The 19,948-nt window shown below is 62.0% G+C and carries 20 protein-coding genes; 7 read left to right on the top strand and 13 right to left on the bottom strand.

Annotated features, from left to right (window positions below; translation table 11 throughout):
- Window positions 1-3: 3 nt before the first annotated feature.
- From FBX99_RS14795 to FBX99_RS14760, 8 genes are all read right to left on the bottom strand, one after another.
- On the bottom strand, window positions 4-1,122 hold the full coding sequence (locus FBX99_RS14795; protein ID WP_144928639.1) for a succinylglutamate desuccinylase/aspartoacylase family protein: 1,119 nt from the start codon (window positions 1,120-1,122) through the stop codon (window positions 4-6).
- Between the two features lie 18 nt (window positions 1,123-1,140).
- Complete coding sequence (locus FBX99_RS14790; protein ID WP_047701927.1) at window positions 1,141-1,851, bottom strand: ABC transporter permease; 711 nt, start codon at window positions 1,849-1,851, stop codon at window positions 1,141-1,143.
- Window positions 1,848-2,576: an ABC transporter permease gene (locus FBX99_RS14785; protein WP_047701926.1), complete on the bottom strand. Its 729-nt coding sequence runs from the start codon at window positions 2,574-2,576 to the stop codon at window positions 1,848-1,850. Before FBX99_RS14785 ends, FBX99_RS14790 begins: the two co-directional genes overlap by 4 nt.
- A gap of 57 nt (window positions 2,577-2,633) precedes the next feature.
- Window positions 2,634-3,416 (bottom strand): transporter substrate-binding domain-containing protein, encoded by a 783-nt coding sequence (locus tag FBX99_RS14780; protein ID WP_047701925.1) that lies wholly within the window; start codon window positions 3,414-3,416, stop codon window positions 2,634-2,636.
- 282 nt (window positions 3,417-3,698) lie between these two features.
- Complete coding sequence (locus FBX99_RS14775) at window positions 3,699-5,387, bottom strand: ATP-dependent DNA ligase (protein ID WP_144928641.1); 1,689 nt, start codon at window positions 5,385-5,387, stop codon at window positions 3,699-3,701.
- Entirely contained in the window at window positions 5,384-6,409 is a 1,026-nt protein-coding gene (locus FBX99_RS14770; RefSeq protein ID WP_144928643.1) for a ligase-associated DNA damage response exonuclease, read from the bottom strand. The genes FBX99_RS14775 and FBX99_RS14770 overlap by 4 nt, the downstream gene beginning before the upstream one ends.
- 147 nt (window positions 6,410-6,556) lie before the next feature.
- Window positions 6,557-9,007 carry a penicillin acylase family protein gene (locus tag FBX99_RS14765; protein WP_145131872.1) on the bottom strand — a complete coding sequence of 817 codons (2,451 nt, stop codon included), beginning with the start codon at window positions 9,005-9,007 and terminating at the stop codon, window positions 6,557-6,559.
- Between the two features lie 263 nt (window positions 9,008-9,270).
- Window positions 9,271-9,915 (bottom strand): glutathione binding-like protein, encoded by a 645-nt coding sequence (locus FBX99_RS14760; RefSeq protein WP_144928647.1) that lies wholly within the window; start codon window positions 9,913-9,915, stop codon window positions 9,271-9,273.
- 157 nt (window positions 9,916-10,072) lie between these two features.
- Between FBX99_RS14760 and FBX99_RS14755 the strand changes: the two genes are divergently transcribed.
- Window positions 10,073-10,630 carry a cysteine hydrolase family protein gene (locus tag FBX99_RS14755; protein ID WP_144928649.1) on the top strand — a complete coding sequence of 186 codons (558 nt, stop codon included), beginning with the start codon at window positions 10,073-10,075 and terminating at the stop codon, window positions 10,628-10,630.
- 179 nt (window positions 10,631-10,809) lie between these two features.
- Here FBX99_RS14755 and FBX99_RS14750 read toward each other — a convergent pair whose 3' ends face one another.
- From FBX99_RS14750 to FBX99_RS14735, 4 genes are all read right to left on the bottom strand, one after another.
- On the bottom strand, window positions 10,810-11,013 hold the full coding sequence (locus tag FBX99_RS14750) for an SEC-C metal-binding domain-containing protein (protein WP_003198420.1): 204 nt from the start codon (window positions 11,011-11,013) through the stop codon (window positions 10,810-10,812).
- A gap of 5 nt (window positions 11,014-11,018) precedes the next feature.
- Entirely contained in the window at window positions 11,019-11,504 is a 486-nt protein-coding gene (locus FBX99_RS14745) for an LEA type 2 family protein (RefSeq protein ID WP_144928651.1), read from the bottom strand.
- A gap of 64 nt (window positions 11,505-11,568) precedes the next feature.
- Window positions 11,569-12,045, bottom strand: coding sequence for a YchJ family protein (locus FBX99_RS14740; RefSeq protein WP_144928775.1), 477 nt, complete (start codon window positions 12,043-12,045; stop codon window positions 11,569-11,571).
- A 14-nt stretch (window positions 12,046-12,059) separates the two neighbouring features.
- Window positions 12,060-12,557, bottom strand: a complete 498-nt coding sequence (locus tag FBX99_RS14735) for a DUF6231 family protein (RefSeq protein ID WP_144928653.1) — start codon at window positions 12,555-12,557, stop codon at window positions 12,060-12,062.
- 191 nt (window positions 12,558-12,748) lie between these two features.
- Here FBX99_RS14735 and FBX99_RS14730 point away from each other — a divergent pair, with 191 nt between their 5' ends.
- From FBX99_RS14730 to FBX99_RS14720, 3 genes are all read left to right on the top strand, one after another.
- Window positions 12,749-13,444, top strand: a complete 696-nt coding sequence (locus tag FBX99_RS14730) for an OmpA family protein (RefSeq protein ID WP_047701917.1) — start codon at window positions 12,749-12,751, stop codon at window positions 13,442-13,444.
- A gap of 167 nt (window positions 13,445-13,611) precedes the next feature.
- Entirely contained in the window at window positions 13,612-13,884 is a 273-nt protein-coding gene (locus FBX99_RS14725) for a DUF1145 domain-containing protein (RefSeq protein ID WP_144928655.1), read from the top strand.
- On the top strand, window positions 13,877-14,635 hold the full coding sequence (locus FBX99_RS14720; RefSeq protein WP_144928657.1) for a collagen-like protein: 759 nt from the start codon (window positions 13,877-13,879) through the stop codon (window positions 14,633-14,635). The genes FBX99_RS14725 and FBX99_RS14720 overlap by 8 nt, the downstream gene beginning before the upstream one ends.
- Before the next feature lie 119 nt (window positions 14,636-14,754).
- On the opposite strand, the gene FBX99_RS14715 is transcribed toward FBX99_RS14720, so the two are convergent.
- Window positions 14,755-15,219 carry a CopD family protein gene (locus FBX99_RS14715; RefSeq protein WP_144928659.1) on the bottom strand — a complete coding sequence of 155 codons (465 nt, stop codon included), beginning with the start codon at window positions 15,217-15,219 and terminating at the stop codon, window positions 14,755-14,757.
- A gap of 98 nt (window positions 15,220-15,317) precedes the next feature.
- On the opposite strand from FBX99_RS14715, the gene dinG reads away from it, so the two are divergent.
- The 3 genes from dinG to FBX99_RS14700 all read left to right on the top strand — a co-directional run bounded on the left by dinG (window position 15,318) and on the right by FBX99_RS14700 (window position 19,947).
- Window positions 15,318-17,462 (top strand): ATP-dependent DNA helicase DinG, encoded by a 2,145-nt coding sequence (gene dinG, locus FBX99_RS14710; protein ID WP_145131870.1) that lies wholly within the window; start codon window positions 15,318-15,320, stop codon window positions 17,460-17,462.
- A gap of 109 nt (window positions 17,463-17,571) precedes the next feature.
- On the top strand, window positions 17,572-18,717 hold the full coding sequence (locus FBX99_RS14705) for a serine hydrolase domain-containing protein (protein WP_144928664.1): 1,146 nt from the start codon (window positions 17,572-17,574) through the stop codon (window positions 18,715-18,717).
- A gap of 117 nt (window positions 18,718-18,834) precedes the next feature.
- On the top strand, window positions 18,835-19,947 hold the full coding sequence (locus tag FBX99_RS14700) for an OmpA family protein (protein WP_144928666.1): 1,113 nt from the start codon (window positions 18,835-18,837) through the stop codon (window positions 19,945-19,947).
- Window position 19,948: the final 1 nt, after the last annotated feature.

Here is a 19,948-nt window from a genome sequence, read left to right as displayed (position 1 = left end):
TCCTCAAGGCGAAAGTAGGTAGCCGCTGCGGTAGGCTTCGGCACCGGCGACATGGGCGATGACCATGCCGGCGGAGGCCATGCGACGCAGCGAGCGGGCATACATCAGCCCGGCATTGCAGCAATGAATTGGGGTGACGGTGTCGTTGACCGGGTCGATGATTTCCGCCACCAACTGACCGGCTTCCAGATACTCGCCAGGCAGGGCGCTGTAGACCAGCAGCCCGCCCACGGGCGTCGCCACGGGCTCGACGCCGGCCAGCGGCGTGGCTGGATAAGGCAGCTCGGGCAGGGGCACCGGTTCGCCATCGATGGCGCCGTAATGGATCAGGTATTCGATCAGGGCCTGGCAATCGAGGCTCGCCAACCCATGGTTGACGTCGCCCTGGCCACGCAATTCGACGGTGACCGAAAAGCTGCCCAGGGGAATCTCGAAGCGTTCGCCGAAACGTTCCTTGAGTTGCCACCAGAGCAGGGTGAAGCATTCATCGAACGACTGGCCGCCCGAGTCGGTGGCCAGCAGGCTGGCCTCGGCGCCGATGTAGCGGGCCAGCGGCTCGACCTGGGGCCAGGCTTCCGGCGTGGTGTAGAGGTGCGCCACGGCTTCGAAATCGCAATGCAGGTCCAGCACCATGTCGGCGTCACAGGCCAGTCGCTGCAGGACCAGGCGCTGGGATTGCAGTTGCGTGGTCGCGGTCTGCCGGGCAAGGGCATCGCGCAGGCTGGTGCGGATGAGCATCAGGTTGTGTTGTGGATCCTGGGTGAGCAGCTCTTCGATCTCGTTGCCGACTTCCTCGCTCAGGTCGATGAAGCGACGGTTGAAGTTCTGCCCACTCTCCAGTTCGTAGCGACCCAGCGGCACGTCCATCAGCACTTGTTCGAGGCCGATGGGGTTGGCCACAGGCACCAGGACGATTTCGTGTCGCAGATGGCCGGACGCCTCGAGTTCCGCCAGGCGTTGCTTGAGATGCCAGGCCACCAGCATACCGGGCAGTTCATCGGCATGCAGGGACGACTGGATGTAGATCTTGCCGACGGCTTTTTCCGGGCCGAAGTGAAAGCTGTGGATCTTGCGTGCGGTCCCCGGCAATGGGGCCAGCAGGTCATGGATCTGGTGGCGCATTTGCTTGTGTGTCCTGGACTAATGAGTCGGCCCGAGAAAGGCCAGCCAGCGGCGCTCGGCGAGGCGGAAGAGGCCTACCAGTGCGAACGTGACGGTCAGGTAGATCAACGCGGCGATCCCGAACGACTGGAAGGTCAGGAAGGTGGCCGAGTTGGCATCCCGGGCCACTTTCAGCACGTCTGGAACGGTAGCGGTGAATGCCACGGTCGTCGAGTGCAGCATCAGGATCACTTCGTTGCTGTAGTAAGGCAGCGAGCGCCGCAGCGCCGAGGGCATGATCACATAGGCATAGAGTTTCCAGCCGGTCAGGCCATAGGCCTTGGCCGCTTCGACTTCGCCGTGGTTCATGCTGCGGATCGCCCCGGCAAAGATCTCCGTGGTGTAGGCGCAGGTGTTCAGGGCGAAGGCCAGGATCGTGCAGTTCATCGCATCGCGAAAGAAGCTGTCGAGCAAGGGCTGTGCGCGCACCGCCGCGATGCTGTAGATACCGGTATAGCAGATCAGCAACTGGATATAGAGCGGTGTGCCACGGAACAGGTACGTATAGAACTGCACCGGCCAGCGCACGGCGCGCTTGGGCGAAACCCGGGCGATGGACAGCGGGATCGAGACGAGGAAGCCGATCAGCAACGAAGCGCTGAGCAACCACAGGGTCATCGCCAGGCCCGTGACGTTGACGCCGTCGCTGTAGAGGAACGGCCGCCAGTACTCTTGTAGAAGTTCGATCATCGCACCGCCTCCCGTGCTCCGGCGGCGTAGCGGCGTTCAAGCCTGCGCAGAATGAAATTGGACGCGCTGGTAATCAGCAAGTAGATCAGCGCCGCCAGCACCAGGAAGTAGAACAGCTGATAGGTGCTCTTGCCCGCATCCTGGGCCGCCTTGACCAGGTCGGCCAGGCCGATGATCGATACCAGCGCGGTGGCCTTGAGCATCACCATCCAGTTGTTGCCGATCCCCGGCAGGGCAAAGCGCATCATCTGCGGAAACACCACGAAGCGGAAACGCTGGCCACGCTTGAGGCCATATGCGGTGGCGGCTTCGACCTGGCCCCTGGGTACCGCGAGGATCGCGCCGCGAAAGGTCTCGGTGAAGTATGCGCCATAGATGAAGCCCAGGGTGATCACCCCGGCGCCGAATGGGTCGATCTCGATGTATTCCCATTCCATGAAGTCGGTAAAAGAGGTCAGCCAGGTTTGCAGGCTGTAGAAAATCAACAGCATCAGCACCAGGTCTGGTACGCCGCGAATCAGCGTGGTGTAGAGCTGGGCCGGGATCCGCAGCAGTTTGACCGGGGACAGCTTGGCGCTGGCGCCCAGCAGGCCGAGCAAGACGCTCAATAATAGCGACAAGGCCGCCAGTTTTATGGTCATCCAGGTGCCTTGCATCAGCAGCGGGCCAAAGCCCTGCAGGCTGAAGGCGGAGAGCCCCAGATTTTGTAGGAGTTGTTCGAACATGAAAGAGGCCTTTGGCAGTCAAAAAGCGCCCATCCGTGAGCGGATGGGCGCCGCGCATTATTTGCCGCTGTACAGATTCAGATCGCCAAAGTGTTTTTTCTGGATTTCGGCGTACGTGCCGTCGTCGTGTAACGCTTTGATACCTTTATCCAAAAGAGCCTTCAGCTCTTTGTTACCTTTGTTGATACCGATGGCGGTCTTGGCCGGCAGCAGTTCGCTGTCCACCGGTTTGCTGACCTCATAGTCGGCACCTTTCGGCGTTTTCATGAAGCCCAGTTCGGCTTGCAGCATGTCCTGGATTGCCGCATCGAGGCGGCCGGAGGTCAGGTCGGCATAGACCTGGTCCTGGTTGGCGTAGGCCTGGGTCTTGACACCGGCCTTGTCGAGCACGGCCTTGGCATAGGCTTCCTGGATGGTGCCTTGTTCATAGCCGACGGTCTTGCCTTTGAGCGAGGCGACGTCTGCGCTCAGGCCCGAGCCTTTCTTGAATACATAAGCCGTTGGGCCCGAGAACAGTTCGCTGGAGAAGTCGATGACTTTTTCCCGCGCTGGAGTCACGGTCATGGACGAGATCACGCCGTCGAATTTCTTGGCCTTGAGGCCTGGGATCATGCCGTCGAAGTCGCTTTCGACCCATTTGCATTTGACCTTCAATTCGGCGCAGATCGCATTGCCCAGGTCGATATCGAAACCTACCAGGCTGCCATCGGCGGCCTTGGATTCAAATGGAGCATAGGACGGGTCGACACCAAAACGCAGTTCCTTGTATTCCTTGGCCGTAGCGGCGCCGGCGGCCATGCACAATGCCAGTGCAGAAAGGGTCAGCAGTGCTTTTTTCATTATCGAGTCCCTAAAACCATGATGGGCGCTTGTGGCGCATAAGTTTTGTTACCGGTGAAGGCAAGAACGGTAAGACGGCATAAAGGTAGCAATTTCCGAACCAGAGTGCCGAACAAGTGTTTTAAAAGCTTCGGCGAGCAGTGGTGGAACGCGTTGGTGCGCGGATGAGATCGTACAACAAAAGGTGCACCGGGATGGTGCTTCATGGGACTGGCAAGAAGTATGTTCTGTGGCGAGGGGATTTATCCCCTCGCCACAATTGATAGTGCAACCACGCAGAGCTTACTTCAGCAGATCCTGAAGCGTTGCCAGGGTATCGGCCTCTTCCACGGTCTTGTCCTGGCGCCAGCGCAACATCCTCGGAAACCGCACTGCGATCCCGCTCTTGTGGCGGTTGGACAAGGCAATGCCCTCGAAGCCCAACTCGAAGACCAGGGTGGGCGTGACGCTGCTGACCGGACCGAACTTCTCCACGGTGGTCTTGCGCACGATGCTGTCGACCTGGCGCATTTCCTCATCGGTCAGCCCCGAGTAGGCCTTGGCGAACGGCACCAGGCTGCGCTCGCGGCTGCCCGGCGGATTGTCCCAGACGGCGAAGGTGTAATCGCTGTACAGGCTGGCGCGCCGACCATGACCGCGTTGGGCGTAGATCAACACGGCGTCGACGCTGAACGGGTCGATTTTCCATTTCCACCACACACCCATGTCCTTGGTCCGGCCGACGCCATACAGCGCGTTGCGCGCCTTGAGCATCATGCCCTCGACGCCGAGGCTACGGGACGCTTCGCGCTGGCGGGCGAGGTCGAGCCAGTCCTGGCCGGAGACGATCGGCGACGGCAGCAGAACCGGGCTCTGGATACCTGCGATCAGTGCCTCCAACTGATCACGGCGTTCGGCCTGGGGACGGTTGCGCCAATCTTCTCCTTGCCATTCCAGCAAGTCGTAGGCCATCACCACCACCGGCGCGTCTTCGAGGACCTTCTTGCTCAGGATCTTGCGACCGATGCGCTGTTGCAACAGGGCGAACGGCTGTACGGCCGGTTGCAGCGGCGCATCCGCAGCGAAGACCTCCTCAGTCACCGGTTGCGAGGTTTTCCATACCACGATTTCGCCGTCGATCACCGTGCCGTCGGGCAGCATCGATACCAGGGAATGCAATTCAGGGAAGCGCTCGGTCACCAACTCTTCGCCCCGGGACCAGACCCACAGATGGCCGTCGCGCTTGATCACCTGGGAGCGGATGCCGTCCCACTTCCATTCCACCTGCCAATCGCTGGCCGGCCCCAGCAGCGCGTCGAATTGCTCTACCGGAGCGGACAAGGCGTGGGCCAGGAAAAACGGATACGGCTGACCGCCACGTTGGGCATGTTCATCCTCGGATTCGGCGGCGATCAGTTTGAGATATCCCTCGGCCGTCGGGCGATGGGACAGGTCGGTGTAACCCACCAGGCGCTGGGCGACCCGTTTGCTGTCCAGCCCGGCCATCCCCGCAAGCGCCCGGGTCACCAGCAGCTTGGACACCCCGACCCGGAAACTGCCGGTGATGAGCTTGATACAGAGCATCAGGCTCGAACGGTCGAGTTGTGCCCATAAGGTGGGCAATCGTAGCGCCAATACCTCCGGCGTTTCGCCACGCAGCGGCAGCAGTTTCTCTTCTATCCACAGTGCCAATCCTTCGGCGCTGGTGTGGGGGGACTCCGGCAACACCAGAGAAATGGTTTCGGCCAGGTCGCCCACGGCCTGATAGCTTTCTTCGAACAGCCAGGGCGACAAACCGGAGACCTGTACGGCCAGGTCCCGGAGGATTTTCACCGGCACCAATTGCCGGGGACGGCCACCGGACAGGAAATACACAGCCCACGCTGCATCCTGGGGCGGCGCCTGGGTGAAGTAGCGCTGCATGGCGGCCAGCTTGGCATTGCTGGAGGTGGTGGCGTCCAGGTCGGCGTAGAGGTCGGCGAAGGCTTTCACGATGCGTCCTCGCCAGTGGCGGCGATGACGTCTTCTTCATCGTCGCCGTATTCGGTGCTGAAACCCTGGGCGTCGAGGCCGAGCTCGCACAAATGTCGCACCAGCACACCCACCGACCCGTGCGTGACCATGACCCGCTCGGCGCCGGTCTGCTCGATGGCCCAGAGCAGGCCGGGCCAGTCGGCGTGATCGGAGAGCACGAAGCCACGGTCCACGCCACGCCGCCGTCGAGTGCCCCGCAGGCGCATCCAGCCGCTGGCGAAGGCATCGCTGTAGTCGCCGAAACGGCGCATCCAGGTGCTGCCGCCGGCCGACGGTGGGGCAATGACCAGGGCCTGGCCCATCATCGGGTCGTTCTTCTTGATGTCACCGGCATAAATCGTCGGCGGTAAATGAACCCCGGCCTCGCGGTAGACCCGGTTCAACGGCTCCACCGCGCCGTGGGCGAGGATGGGGCCGAGGCTGGCGTCGATGCCGTGGAGAATCCGCTGGGCCTTGCCGAAGGAATAGCAGAACAGCACGCTGGCCCGGTTGGCAGCGATGTTGGCGCGCCACCACTGATTGATCTCGTCGAATATCTGCGCTTGAGGTTGCCAGCGATAGATGGGCAGGCCGAACGTGGATTCGGTGATGAACGTATGACATTGCACAGGCTCGAACGGCGTGCAGGTGCCGTCGGGTTCGACTTTGTAGTCCCCGGATGCCACCCAGACCTCGCCTTCATATTCCAACCGCACCTGGGCCGATCCCAGCACATGGCCGGCGGGATGAAAACTCAAGGTCACGCCGTGATGTTGCAGGCGCTCGCCGTAGGGCAGGGTCTGCAGATTGATGTCCTGGCCCAGCCGCGAACGCAGGATGCCTTCGCCGGGGGCCGCTGCCAGGTAGTGTTGATTGCCGCCGCGGGCATGATCACCGTGGGCGTGGGTGATGACCGAGCGCTCGACCGGGCGCCAGGGATCAATGTAGAAGTCCCCGGGTGGGCAGTACAGGCCTTCGGGGCGGGCAATGACAAGGTCCATGCAAACAACCGTGGCGATGGGCTTGTCAGGTAGAGGCGAGGGCGGGGGGAGAAGTTCTATCGGGTTTGGGTACGACAAGATCAGCAGACAAGATAGACAAATGTGGCGAGGGGATAAATCCCCTCGCCACAGGGAGGAGTATTGCTGTTACTTACCGGGAACGAGGGTCAGACGAGTCTTGCCATACGCCCGGTCAAAGTTCTGCGGTTGCAGCGGCAGGTTCTGGTATTGCCCCTTGATCCACGGATCGGCGCCGATGAGGTAGTTGGGGCTGGCCGGGTTGCCCGACTGGCCGACACCGCCCTGGACCATCAACGGTTCGGGCTGGCCGAGATCGACGATGAAGCGCATGTCCGGCGCCTGGGTGGCGTTGAAGTCCTGGCCCCAGGCGAATGCCGCAACATTGAGCGTGGTGGCGTCGCCGCCGGCAGATAGCGGACCGCTTACGACCTGGCCGTTGCCATTCTTCCATGCATAGTTGTGCAATTTGCCCCACTGCCAGGCCTTATGGTCGCTACCCAATTGGCTGTCACCGGCACTGATGGTCGCGGCCAGGCTGCGGGCGAGGATAACGGCCTTGTCTTCTTTTTGCGGCGTACGCACGTCATCCCAGAACGGGCTGTCCTCGCGTCCCAGCAAGTGATCGGCCTGGGCCGAATAGGACAGTTCGCCGTTGGCAACCAGTGCTTTCCACGCCGGGCTGCTCTCCGGGCCCAGTTCGTCGAGGAAAATCTGCTTCATGCTTTCTTGCAGGAACAGTTCATAGAGCGCTGCATCGGCGGAGGTCGGGCTGAGTCGGCCATCGAACGCCATCAGGCGGGTATAGGCTTCGCGGGCCTTGGCCCGGTCAGCCACTGGCAGGGCTTCGATGGCCTGCTTGAGGGGCTGAGCCATGCCCGGGGCCTCAAAGACTTTCTTGAGTTTGGCCGCGAACGTCGTGGTCTGGTCGTATTGCATGGCGGTCAGGCTGCGGACGTCGTGCTTGCCGGCGCCGGCCAGTTCGGCCAGGCGCTCGCCACGTTCCGGTGCGGCCCAGGAGTTGGACAGCTGCATGCCGTAGCCATGGGGAATGACCCGCTGGTTGGCGTTGCCTAGCCAACCCTGGCTCGGGTCCTGATCGTAAGGGTGCGCCATTGGGTCGGCGTAGCCTTCCCAGTCGTAGCGACCGTCCCAGCCCGGCGACGGCAACAGGCCTTCGCCTTCACGGCGGTTCGGATAGCGCCCGGTGACCTGCCAGCCGATGTGGCTGGCATCGGCAAACACCAGGTTCACCGCCATGGCCCGGATTTCACGGCTTGCGTCGGAGGCTTTCTCGGCGCTCTGGGCCCGGGACAGGTCGAAGAATGCGTCCAGGGTCTTGTCGTCGGTGAGGCTCGGCGTCTGCAAGGCCAGGCCAAAGCCATTGGCCGTGGCCAGACCCTGGACGCTGTTGAGCAGTGGGCCATGGCGGGTTTCGTACACGGCTTCGCGAATCGACCGCTGACCTTTGACGAAGTAGGTTTCGTTGCGCAACATCGCCGGCTGCCATTTGCCGTTGACCTCGTAGGACAAGCCATTGCCCTGGCGTCGGATTTTTTCCAGGAACAGGTCCTGGTTGTCCCCTTGGACGCTGGTCATGCTCCAGGCCACATCACCGTTGTAGCCGGCCAGGATCAGCGGGATGCCGGCCAGGGAAACACCGGCCGCCTGATATTTGGGCGCGCGAATCTGCACCACACTCCACAACGACGGCACGCCCAGTGGTCCATGGCTGTCGCTCGCCAGCAGGCTCTTGCCGTTGCGGCTGCGTTGCGGGGCCATGGCCCAGCTGTTCGAAGACCTGGCACCCAACAGGTTCAGTTCGGCCAATTGGCGAGTGGCGTTGCTGATTTCGTTCAGGCCCGGGATCTGGCCGTTGAGTCGCAGACCCTGAAGTTTGTCGGCCTCGCCTTGGGGCAGGGGTTCGTCCGGGTAAGATGGGGTCAGCCAGGCCAGTTTGTCCTGGTTGACCGTCTGGGCCATGACCAGGGCGGCGATTTCTTCCGGCAGGTTGGCCGACTGGCTGAAGTTCAGCAGGCAGAACATCAGCGCCGAATCCTCCGGCTTCCAGTATTCGGGCTTGTAACCGGTGGTGGCCAGGTCCGACGGCAGTTTGTCGCGGTAGCGGAACAAGTAGGCGTTGACGCCACGGGCGTAGACTTCGAAGAAGCGTTTGAGCCGCGGCGACGAAGCCTTGTACAGCTCGTCGGCACTTTTCTTCAGATTGACCGCACGCATGTAGCGGTCGACGTCCAGCCGTTCGGCTCCGGACATTTCCGCCAGCCGACCCTGGGCCAACAGGCGCATGGTCACCATCTGGGTGATGCGGTCGCTGGCGTGGACATAGCCGAGGGCGAACAGCGCATCATGGAAGCTGTTGCTCTCGATCAGCGGCATGCCCATGGCATTGCGTCGAACCGAGACGTTCTGCGCCAGCCCCTTGAGTGGTTGCACGCCGGAAGTCGGCGGGACGCTGTCCTGGGTATTCCAGGCCTGGCAACCGCTCAAACCGAGCACACTGGCCACGGCGGCGGCAACGCCGAGCCGGGAGAAGAAGAAATTAGAGGCTGGCGAGGCCATGACAAAGCTCCTGCGGGAGGGGGCGGCAAATAAAGGCGCTACGTTAGTGAGCAGGCGGGGGGCGCGCAAGCGGGGGCGGGGGTTATTTGTGGATTTGGATGAAACTCCGTTCTCGAGTTTACGCCTGGTTTTCTGTGGCGAGGGGATTTATCCCCGCTGGGCTGCGAAGCGGCCCCCTCCAAACTCAGATTGGCACACCGAGTTGCTGGGGTTGGGGCCCGCTGCGCGCGCCAGCGGGGATAAATCCCCTCGCCACAGGTTGCTCAGGATTTCGGCGGATTGATCTTATCCACCAGCGCATAGGCCCTCACCGTGGCCGGGCGCTCCTTGATGCGATTGAACCAGCGCTGCAGGTTCGGGAAATCTTCCAGGCGCTGGCTTTGCCATTGATGGGACACTGTCCAGGGGTAGATCGCCATGTCGGCGATGCTGTATTCGCTGCCCGCCACGTAATCACGGTCCGCCAGGCGCCGATCCAGCACGCCATACAGGCGAGCGGTTTCGTCGACGTAGCGCTTGATCGCGTAGGGAATCTTTTCCGGAGCGAACCGGCTGAAGTGATGGTTCTGCCCGGCCATCGGCCCCAGGCCACCCATCTGCCAGAACAACCATTGCAGCACTTGCTGTCGTCCGCGCAGGTCCTGTGGAATGAAACGGCCGGTCTTTTCCGCCAGGTACAGCAGGATCGCGCCCGACTCGAACAGCGAGATCGGTTCGCCACCGTCGGCGGGCTCATGGTCGACGATGGCCGGGATGCGGTTGTTGGGGGCGATCTTCAGGAAATCCGGTTTGAATTGCTCGCCCTGGCCGATGTCGACCGGATGTACCTTGTAGGGCAGGCCGGCTTCTTCGAGGAACAGCGAGATTTTATGGCCGTTGGGGGTGGTCCAGTAGTACAAGTCGATCATGGAAGGCTCCAGATGAGACAGCGTGATGGATGGACAACAAACGACGGCAGGAGGTCGTCCTCTTTTTGCCCGAAGGCTTGCCTGTAGGCAGAGGTGATGCTCCAGTGTGGAAAATTCAATGATCAGGAAAGCGAAAAATCGGAATGGAGTGATAGACATGGAGCTGGAGAACAACGCAGCGTTGATTCTCATCGATCAACAGAAAGGCATCCTGGATCCCAGGCTCGGTTCTCGCAACAACCCCGAGGCAGAGCTGCGCATGCTCGAATTGCTGGCTTTCTGGCGAGCTTCGGCGCGACCAGTGATCCATGTCCATCATCTTTCCCGTTCGCCGGATTCAGTATTCTGGCCTGGGCAGCAGGGCGTGGAAGTCCAGGAGCGCTTCGAACCGCAGGAAGGGGAGTGGCTGATCCACAAGGACGTGCCGGACGCGTTCTGCGCCACTCACCTGGAGGCTGACCTGCGCCAGGCGGGGATCGGACAACTGGTGATCGTCGGCGTGGCGACGAACAACTCGGTGGAGTCCACGGCGCGTACGGCAGGCAACCTGGGTTTCGATAGCTGGGTGGCCGAAGACGCCTGTTTTACCTTCGACAAGGCCGATTATTTCGGCCGGCCCCGGTCGGCCGACGAGGTCCATGCGATGTCCCTGGGCAACTTGCATGGCGAGTATGCGACGGTGGTCAGCGTTAAGCGGATTCTGGAGGCGGGTTGATCGTGTGGGAGCGGGCTTGCTCGCGAAGAGGCCATCACATTCGGCGCATAGGTTGGCCGGCCAACCGCTTTCGCGAGCAAGCCCGCTCCCACACCCACTTGGTACCGCAGGTCACTCGGTGGGAGCGAGCCTGCTCGCGATGACGATTCAACTGGCGAAGACACGCTCCGCCGCGGCTATCAAGCGCCGTGGCACTTTTTGAATTTCTTGCCATTGCCGCAGGGGCAAGGGTCGTTGCGGCCGACATCCTTCAAGGCGTTGCGCACCGGCTCCTGATGGGCATGGCCGCAGTTCGGACCGTGGACGTGGCCGTGGTCATGATCGTGGTGATGATCGTGATCGTGGTTGCAATCAGGACCGTGAACGTGGGGTTGTTGGGTCATCGGGGTTACTCCGCAATAAAATCGGCGGCGATTATCACGCCATTGCGTTTCAGGTGCACGTAGTGAGCGATGAATAATCCGGTTTCCAGCTCACCTTCCAGACGATAGGGGATCTGCTGGTGGGGTTTTTCGAGCAGTTTCACCACTTCCCGCACCTGCGGCCACAAATTGGTGCGGATCGGTATCTTGAAGTAGCCACTTTGCCCGGGAGGGACGGTGAACCAGTGCTCATGCTCGCCTTCGGTCAACAGCAGGTCGCCCAGATGGATCTGGTAGGTCAGGCCGCGCACGGTCAGGTCGCTGTCGCCAGGGTTGTCGACTCGCAAATGCAGCATGAACCGCTGTTCCAGCAGCCGGGCCCGCACCACCTCGACCTTGACCAGGTGCACCTGCGGTTCAGCAGTCTCGTCGGTTTGCCAGGATGCACAGCCACCAAGCCCGATGAACAGCAGCAGGCAGGTGATGCGTAGCGTGTGTAATGGATGGGTCATTGTCCGCGCCTCTGCTTCCAGTCTAGCCCGCTGATACAGGGGCAAGCGTCGGACATTTCCGAAATCAGCGAGCGAAGTAGCCTGCGCAGCATTTCTTGAATTTGTGCCCGCTGCCGCACGGGCAACTGTCGTTGCGCCCGGTCTTGACCGGCACGGTCGGATCGATGAAATACCAGCGCCCCTCGTTCTGCACGAATGACGACTGTTCGCGATGGGCGTGTTCCCCCTGGCCGTCGTGCCAGCGCGCGGTGAAGGTGACAAAGGCATGCTCCGGCTGCCCACCGAACACCTCGCTGCTTTCCACCTCCAGTCCCAGCCACGTGCTTTTGCTGCTCCACTCACTGATGGACAGGCGATCGAGCCCCTCCTGCTGGGCGGGCAGGGTGGTGCTCACCAGGTAATCCACCAGTCCCAGCACATAGGCGCTGTAGCGTGAGCGCATCAGGGCTTCGGCGCAGGGCGCCGGGTGACCGTCGTGGTAATGACCGCAGCAGGCGTTCAACGGGTTGCCACTGCCGCAGGGACAAATGGTTGCGTTCAGGCTTGTGTTCACGGCTACCACCAATATTTTCCGAAGTTCTCGGGGTTGGCCCAAAAACGTGAATTGAGCCAATCGGGGACTTGTTTGTATTCAAGCAGATCGTAGGTAAACAGGGTCAGCACCTGTTTCTCGCGCTGGAACCGTTCACTGGCTTGCAGGGCCAGGGAAAAGAAGTCCGTTTCCTGCCAGCCGCAGGCATCGAGGTCAGCCAGCACGGTGATACGGCTGGCGTTGAGATTACGGATCCCGCCCAGCAGGTTCAGACCGTCGCGCTTGGGCAGATGTTCCAGGCAATCGAGTGCCAGGGCCAGGTCGAAGCGCTGTCCAGCCACCTCCACCGGCAGCGGGCCGGGAGCGACCTGGACCACTTCGGTGTCGGGATGCGCCTGCTGGAACGCCTCGAGGGCGGGGAAGCTGCTGGCGCCGACCAACAGCAGTTTTCGCGGGGCATAACGGTCAAGCACGGCGGCCAGTGCCTGCTGGGGTGTGCGCGATGAAATGGCAACGGTCATTGAGATTCCTCGGTCAGAACCACCACGATAGCCTGCCTGGACAACGTGGCCTAGAGCGGTTTGCATTAAAACGTGCCGAACGGCCGCAAACATTGGGCAAAATCCCCGATAGCGCGGTGCTGGCGCAGATCCGAACTCGGGTCTTTACTCCCCAGAATCGGCGCAAAGCCGATCCCTCAAGGAGAAACCCCATGAGCATAGTTCGGACAGCGTTACCCCTGGTTCTGCTAACCGGTGTATTGACTGGTTGCGCAGGTTTGCAAAAAACCGACTGGCCGACCTGTGCGGCCGTCGGCGGCGTGGTTGGTGCGGGATTGGGCGCCACTGAAAGCACCTCCTGGGCCGGCTACGGTGCACTGTTCGCCGGCAGCATGGCAGCAGCCTATTGCTGGGTGCATGGAGACGGTGACGAAGACGGCGATGGCGTGCCCGACAGCCGCGACAAGTGCCCGGGCACTCCGAAAGGTGTGCAAGTCGACGCAGATGGCTGCCCACCGCCCGCTCCAGCGCCGATGGCCGAGGAGCCGGTTGTCGTCAAAGAGGAAACCATCGTGGTTCGCGATGTGCATTTCGAATTCAACAAGTCCACGCTGACCGCGGCCGACAAAGAAGTGCTGAGTGGCGTTGCGACCCGCCTGAAACAAGAGTCGTCCACTGCCCAGCTTCGGGTGACCGGTCATACCGACAGTGTTGGCAGCAATGCCTACAACCAACGACTGTCGGAGAAACGGGCCAATTCGGTGGTGCAGTACCTGGTCGAAAGCGGCGTGCCTCGCGCCAGTTTCGTCTCGGTCGCCGGTGCCGGTGAGAGTCAGCCGGTGGCCGACAACAAAACCGCAGATGGACGCGCCATGAACCGTCGGACTGAAATCAAGATAAACCGCTGACCCCTGCGATGTGGGGCCTGTCGTGGTGAGGACTCCCTCGCCACGACAGGTTTTCCAGCCAATACCTGCGCGCTTGTCCCATGGATTAAATTTGCTTGGCCCTCTGGCTTAACCTGCGCGCAAGCCGTTACTGTGCGTGCAAAGAATAATGTTCACCCGGGGGGCGTATGAAGGTGTTTTGGGGGCTGGGGCGCTTGTTGACCCTGCTGTTCTGGCTGGTGGTGCTGGTCAATCTGGTCGTGCCGTTCGTCCATCCGCTGCATGTGTTGGTCAACCTTGCCGGGGCAGTGTTGCTGGCAGTCCATTTGCTTGAGCTGCTGTTGTTCCGGGCCAGTTTCCGTGGCTTGCCCTCTCCCGGTCGTGAACGCCTCCGAGTGCTGCTGTTCGGCATCTTTCATCTGCAAACCCTCCCGACTGCCGCAGAGGCCTCCCATGCGTAAATTGTGTCTGCTCGCTGCATTCGTGTGCCCATGGGCATGCGCCCAGGTACTCCAGGTAGAAACCCACTCGTTGATGCGCCTGCCCAATACCGCCAGCACCTTGACCCTTGAGCGGCTGGACGTGGCCGATTACGGCACGTTGCTGGTGCCGTCGAACGTCACTCAATTGTCCATCGGCCAATTGCATCTGGGGCGCGAAGCGCGGATCGCCATCGTGCCTGCGCAACAGCCGCTGGCGATGAGCGTTATCCAGGCTGATCTGGCTGATGGCAGCCAGATCACTTCCCGTGGCGCTCCGGGCACTTATACCAAGGCTGCGCGGCCAGGCCGCGATCTCAACCTGCGTTTCAATGCATTGAATGCGCCAGTGCTGTCTGTGGATGCCCGTGGCGGTACAGGTGCGCCAGGCTACGTGGGCCTTGACGGCGCCAACGGGAAGGCTCCGGGTTGCACCTGGGGTTCGGCCGGACGCGGTGCCGATGGCAGCAATGGCAGTGATGGCCAGCCGGGGGCGGCCGGTGCGCTGGTGCGCCTCGAGCTGCCCCGGGATTACCCGGCTGAGCTGATCAAGGTGGCGGTCGATGGCGGTGCCGGCGGTGTGGCGGGTCCCGGTGGCAAGCCTGGCGCCGGCGGCAAGGCCAAGGGATGTTTCGTCTATACCGCTGACGGCGGCAGAAGTGGCAAACCGGGCGCTGCCGGCCAACCAGGACCTGCCGGCGCAGCGGGGACGGTGACCGTACAACGGTTCTAAGTCAGAAGGAAAACCTGTGGGAGCGGGCTTGCTCGCGAATGCGGTGGATCAGTTTGCATTTATTAACCTGATACACCCTCTTCGCGAGCAAGCCCGCTCCCACAGGGGGATGTAAGTCTTCAGAACATCGGCCGGGCCGCGGCAATCGCCACCACCAGCAATCCGATCAGCAGGTTGATGCCCACCAGTCTGCGGATTTTCCCCAGCACCGACGCAGCCGTCGGCCAGTCCTGCGCTGCCACGGCACTGCGCAGTGCCGGCAACTGCAAGCCCTGGATACGGATGAACAGCGCCGTCATCACCACATACAGCCCCATCATGATCTGTACATAGCGCGGTGTCGCTTCGAAACCGGCGAAGCGTACATGGATCAGACCTACACCGCTGATCGGCAAAAGCACCACCGCCACCCAGACCCAGATGAAAAAACGTTGAAACACTTCTACCCACAGTTTCAGCCGGGCAGGGCCCTCAAGCGCCGTCATTGCGGCGGGGCGCAGGATCATCCAGGCGAAGAACATGCCGCCGACCCAGATCAGGGCCGCCAGCAAATGCAGGGTGTAGATGAAGGCAAAGGGTGTCATTGAGTTACTCCGTTCTGCGCAGGATTCATTAGCGGGGTATGATAGCCGCCGATCCGAACCACTGAAAATTTATCCAGCGTTTTTAGCGCCCGACATTCATGATCAGCACCGAACTCAAAACCACGATCCAGGGCGCCTATTCGCGTTTTCTCGAAGCCAAGAGCCTCAAGCCGCGTTATGGCCAGCGCCTGATGATCGCCGAGGTGGCGAAAGTCCTGGGTGACATCGCCACCGACGACGAAGGCCGACGCGGTGGCGATCCCGCTGTCGTGGCGGTGGAGGCCGGTACCGGTACCGGCAAGACCGTCGCCTACAGCCTGGCGGCGATTCCCACGGCCAAGGCCGCCGGCAAGCGCCTGGTCATCGCCACGGCCACCATCGCCCTGCAGGAGCAGATCGTCTTCAAGGACCTGCCCGACCTGATGCGCAACAGCGGGTTGAACTTCAGCTTTGCGTTGGCCAAGGGGCGCGGGCGCTACATGTGCCTGTCCAAGCTCGACATGCTGCTGCAGGAAGGCCAGGCGCAGACGGCCACGGCTCAGTTGTTCGAGGAAGAAGGCTTCAAGATCGAAGTCGATGAGGCCAGCCAGAAGCTGTTTACCAGCATGATCGAGAAACTGGCTGGCAATAAGTGGGACGGCGACCGCGACAGTTGGCCGACCACCCTGGAAGATGCCGACTGGGCGCGCCTGACCACCGACCACAGCCAGTGCACCAACCGTCATTGCCCGAACTTCGGCCAGTGCGCCTTCTACAAGGCCCGCGAAGGCATGGGCAAGGTCGACGTCATCGTCACCAACCACGACATGGTATTGGCCGACCTGGCCCTGGGCGGTGGCGCGGTGCTGCCGGACCCGCGCGATACAATCTACGTATTCGACGAAGGCCACCACCTGCCGGACAAGGCCATCGGTCACTTCGCCCACTACACCCGCTTGCGTTCCACCGCCGACTGGCTGGAAACCACCGCCAAGAACCTCACCAAGCTGTTGGCCCAGCATCCGCTGCCGGGCGACCTGGGCAAGTTCATCGAGCAAGTGCCGGAGCTGGCGCGGGAGATCAAGACGAACCAGCAGTTCATGTTCACCGCCTGCGAACAGGTGGCCGACTTCAAGCCGGGAGAGGACGTCGAGGGCCGCGAGCGGCCACGTCATCGTTTCGTCGGCGGCATCATCCCTGAGCACATGCGTGAAATGGGCATCGAGCTGAAGAAGGGCTTCGCCCGCCTGACCGACCTGTTCACGCGCCTGACCGACCTCCTCAAGGAAGGGATGGATGGCGAGGTCAATATCGGCATCGCCAGCAACCAGGCCGAGGAATGGTACCCACTGTTCGGCAGCCTGTTGTCTCGCTCCCAGGGCAACTGGGAGCTGTGGACGGCCTTCACCACTGAAGATCCGGAGGACAACCCGCCCATGGCGCGCTGGCTGACCCTGGCCGAAAGTGGTTCGCTGTTCGATATCGAGGTCAATGCCAGCCCGATCCTGGCGGCGGATATGTTGCGTCGCAATCTGTGGAACGTGGCCTATGGGGCTTTGGTGACGTCCGCCACGCTGACTGCGTTGGGTACGTTCGATCGCTTCCGCATGCGTGCCGGCCTGCCGAAAACCGCCGTGACCGCCGTGGTTCCGAGTCCGTTCCACCACGCCGACGCCGGTGTATTGCGGGTGCCGGATCTGAAGGCTGATCCACGGGACGCCGCCGCGCACACCGCCGCGATCGTCCGTGACCTGCCGCAGTTGGTGGAAGGGTCGCGAGGCACCCTGGTGCTGTTTTCCTCGCGCAAACAGATGCAGGACGTGTTCGACGGCCTTGACCGTGACTGGCGCAAGCAGGTGTTCATCCAGGGCAACCTGTCGAAGCAGGAGACCCTGAACAAGCACAAGGCGCGGGTCGATGGCGGGGATTCCAGCGTGCTGTTCGGCCTGGCGAGCTTTGCCGAAGGGGTGGACCTGCCCGGTGCCTATTGCGAGCACGTGGTGATCGCCAAGATCCCGTTCTCGGTCCCGGATGACCCGGTGGAAGCGGCATTGGCCGAATGGATCGAAGCCCGTGGCGGTAACCCGTTCATGGAGATTTCCGTGCCGGATGCTTCGCTGAAACTGGTCCAGGCTTGCGGTCGTTTGCTGCGTACCGAAGAGGACCGCGGCACCATCACCTTGCTTGACCGCAGGCTGGTGACCCAACGCTACGGCAAGGCGATCCTCAATGCGTTGCCGCCGTTTCGGCGGGAGATTTCCTAGGAAGCCGTGATTTTGTGGTTGGCCAGCCGTCCCATGACGGTTTCCAAAACCGCCAATGGCTGAAACAATGCGGCCACTTGAGAAAGTCTTTGTTTCAAAGGAGTTGCGGGTGCAGATTCAAGGCCATTATGAACTTCAGTTCGAGGCGGTACGCGAAGCCTTTGCAGCGCTGTTCGATGATCCCCAGGAGCGCGGCGCGGCGCTGTGCATCCAGGTCGGCGGCCGGACGGTGATCGACCTGTGGGCCGGTACGGCTGACAAGGACGGCCATGAGGCCTGGCACAGCGATACCATCGCCAATCTGTTTTCCTGCACCAAGACCTTCACTGCCGTCACTGCCCTGCAATTGGTCGCCGAAGGCAAGTTGCAACTGGATGCCCCGGTCGCCCGTTACTGGCCCGAATTTGCCGCGGCCGGCAAGCAATCCATTACCCTGCGCCAACTGCTCTGCCATCAGGCCGGATTGCCGGCGTTGCGTGAATTGCTGGCGCCCGACGCCTTGTATGACTGGAACACGATGGTCGACGCCCTGGCTGCCGAAACGCCTTGGTGGACACCGGGGGATGGCCATGGTTATGCCGCGATCACCTACGGCTGGCTGGTCGGTGAATTATTGCGCAGGGCAGACGGTCGAGGCCCTGGGGAGTCCATCGTGGCACGTGTTGCCAAGCCGTTGGGCCTGGATTTCCATGTCGGTCTTGCGGACCAGGAGTTCCATCGCGTGGCCCATATCGCCCGCGGCAAAGGCAACGTCGGTGATGCGGCGGCGCAACGCCTGCTCCAGGTGACGATGCGCGAGCCCACCGCCATGACCACCCGGGCCTTCACCAATCCGCCATCCGTCCTGACCAGCACCAACAAGCCTGAGTGGCGACGCATGCAGCAACCGGCCGCCAACGGCCATGGCAACGCCCGCAGCATCGCCGGGTTCTATGCCGGTCTGCTGGATGGCAGCCTGCTGGAAGGTGAAATGCTCGATGAGCTGACCCGCCAGCATAGCTTCGGCGAGGACAAGACGTTGCTGACCCAGACCCGTTTCGGCCTGGGCTGCATGCTCGACCAGCCGGATGTACCGAACGCCACCTACGGCCTGGGCCCGCGGGCATTCGGTCATCCGGGGGCCGGTGGCTCCATCGGGTTTGCCGACCCGGAGCATGACGTGGCGTTCGGCTTCGTGACGAACACGCTGGGGCCTTACGTATTGATGGATCCGCGCGCGCAGAATCTGGCGCGGGTGCTTGCCACTTGTCTGTAAAACGTTCCTGAAGGGGGACGCATCGGAACCTGGTGTCCTTTTCGGTTTCAAAGCGTCTGTTTATGTGCCCCGGACTGGGTCCTGTATTTTTCATTTACATCATTTTGTGGATATCCAATGTTATCGAATAAATCCCTCGCCCTGGCGCTGTGCTTCGCGATCACCGGTTGCGCGCAAACTCCACAAAATGATGCCAAGGGCGGCAGTGGCTGGTGGCCGTTCGGCTCTTCCGACCAGGCTGCGGTCAAAGAGATGGCGCCTGCGGCGCCCCTGAAGCCGGCGGCCGTCGCGCCGCAGGCCAAGGCCGAGAGCGCCAGCCACTGGTGGTGGCCGTTCTCCTCTGATGATGCAGCCAACGACGCTGCCGCAAAAGACCAGGTCAAGGCGCAAGCCAAGCCTGTAGCGAAGGCTCCGGCGCCTGTTGCCAAGGCCGAAACGCAAGACGGTGGAAAATGGTGGTGGCCATTCGGCGGCAAGGACCAGGAGGCCGCCAAGGCGGCACCGTTGCCCGATCCGAAGGTCACCCAGGCCTGGCTCGACGACTACGAGCCAAAGCTGCGCACCGCCATCGAGGGCAGCAAGTTCCAGCTGGAGCGTCGCGACAACGTCCTGGTGGTCACGGCACCCGTGGACAGTTCCTTCAACCCGGATCGTCCGGCCATGCTGCTGCCGGTGACCCTTGGCCCGTTCACGCGCGTGGCGAAGGTCCTGGAAGCCGACCCGAAATCCGCCGTGCTGATTCTTGGCCACGCCGACACCTCGGGCGCTGCGCCAGCGAACCTGAAGCTCAGCCAGGAGCGTGCCCAGTCCGTGGCGGCTATTTTCCGTCTCAGTGGTTTGCAGCGTGATCGCCTGATGATGCGGGGCTTGGGGTCGGTGGAACCACGTGCGGCCAACGACAGCGTTGAAGGTCGCGCCTTGAACCGTCGCGTGGAGTTGCTGGTGACGCCGCAAGACACCTTGCTAGCACTGGTCGGTAAATACAACATGTCGGTCCCGGCACCGGTTACGCTGGTGGCCGCCCAGGATGTGAAGCCAGCTGTCCCGGCGCCTGCCACCCAGAAAGCCACGGCCCCGGCCACTAAAAAGGCGCCGGCCAAAAAAGCCGCCGCCAAGGCTCCAGCAAAGAAAGCCCCGGCCAAGAAGGCCACCCCGACGAAGAAACCTCAGCCGGCCAAGGCCGCCACCGATGCCAAGAAAGTCGCGGCCACCGATACCCCCAAGCAGTGAT

It is taken from the genome of Pseudomonas sp. SJZ074, from assembly GCF_007828215.1.
Lineage (GTDB): Bacteria > Pseudomonadota > Gammaproteobacteria > Pseudomonadales > Pseudomonadaceae > Aquipseudomonas.
This window is presented reverse-complemented; position numbering and strand designations above follow the sequence as displayed.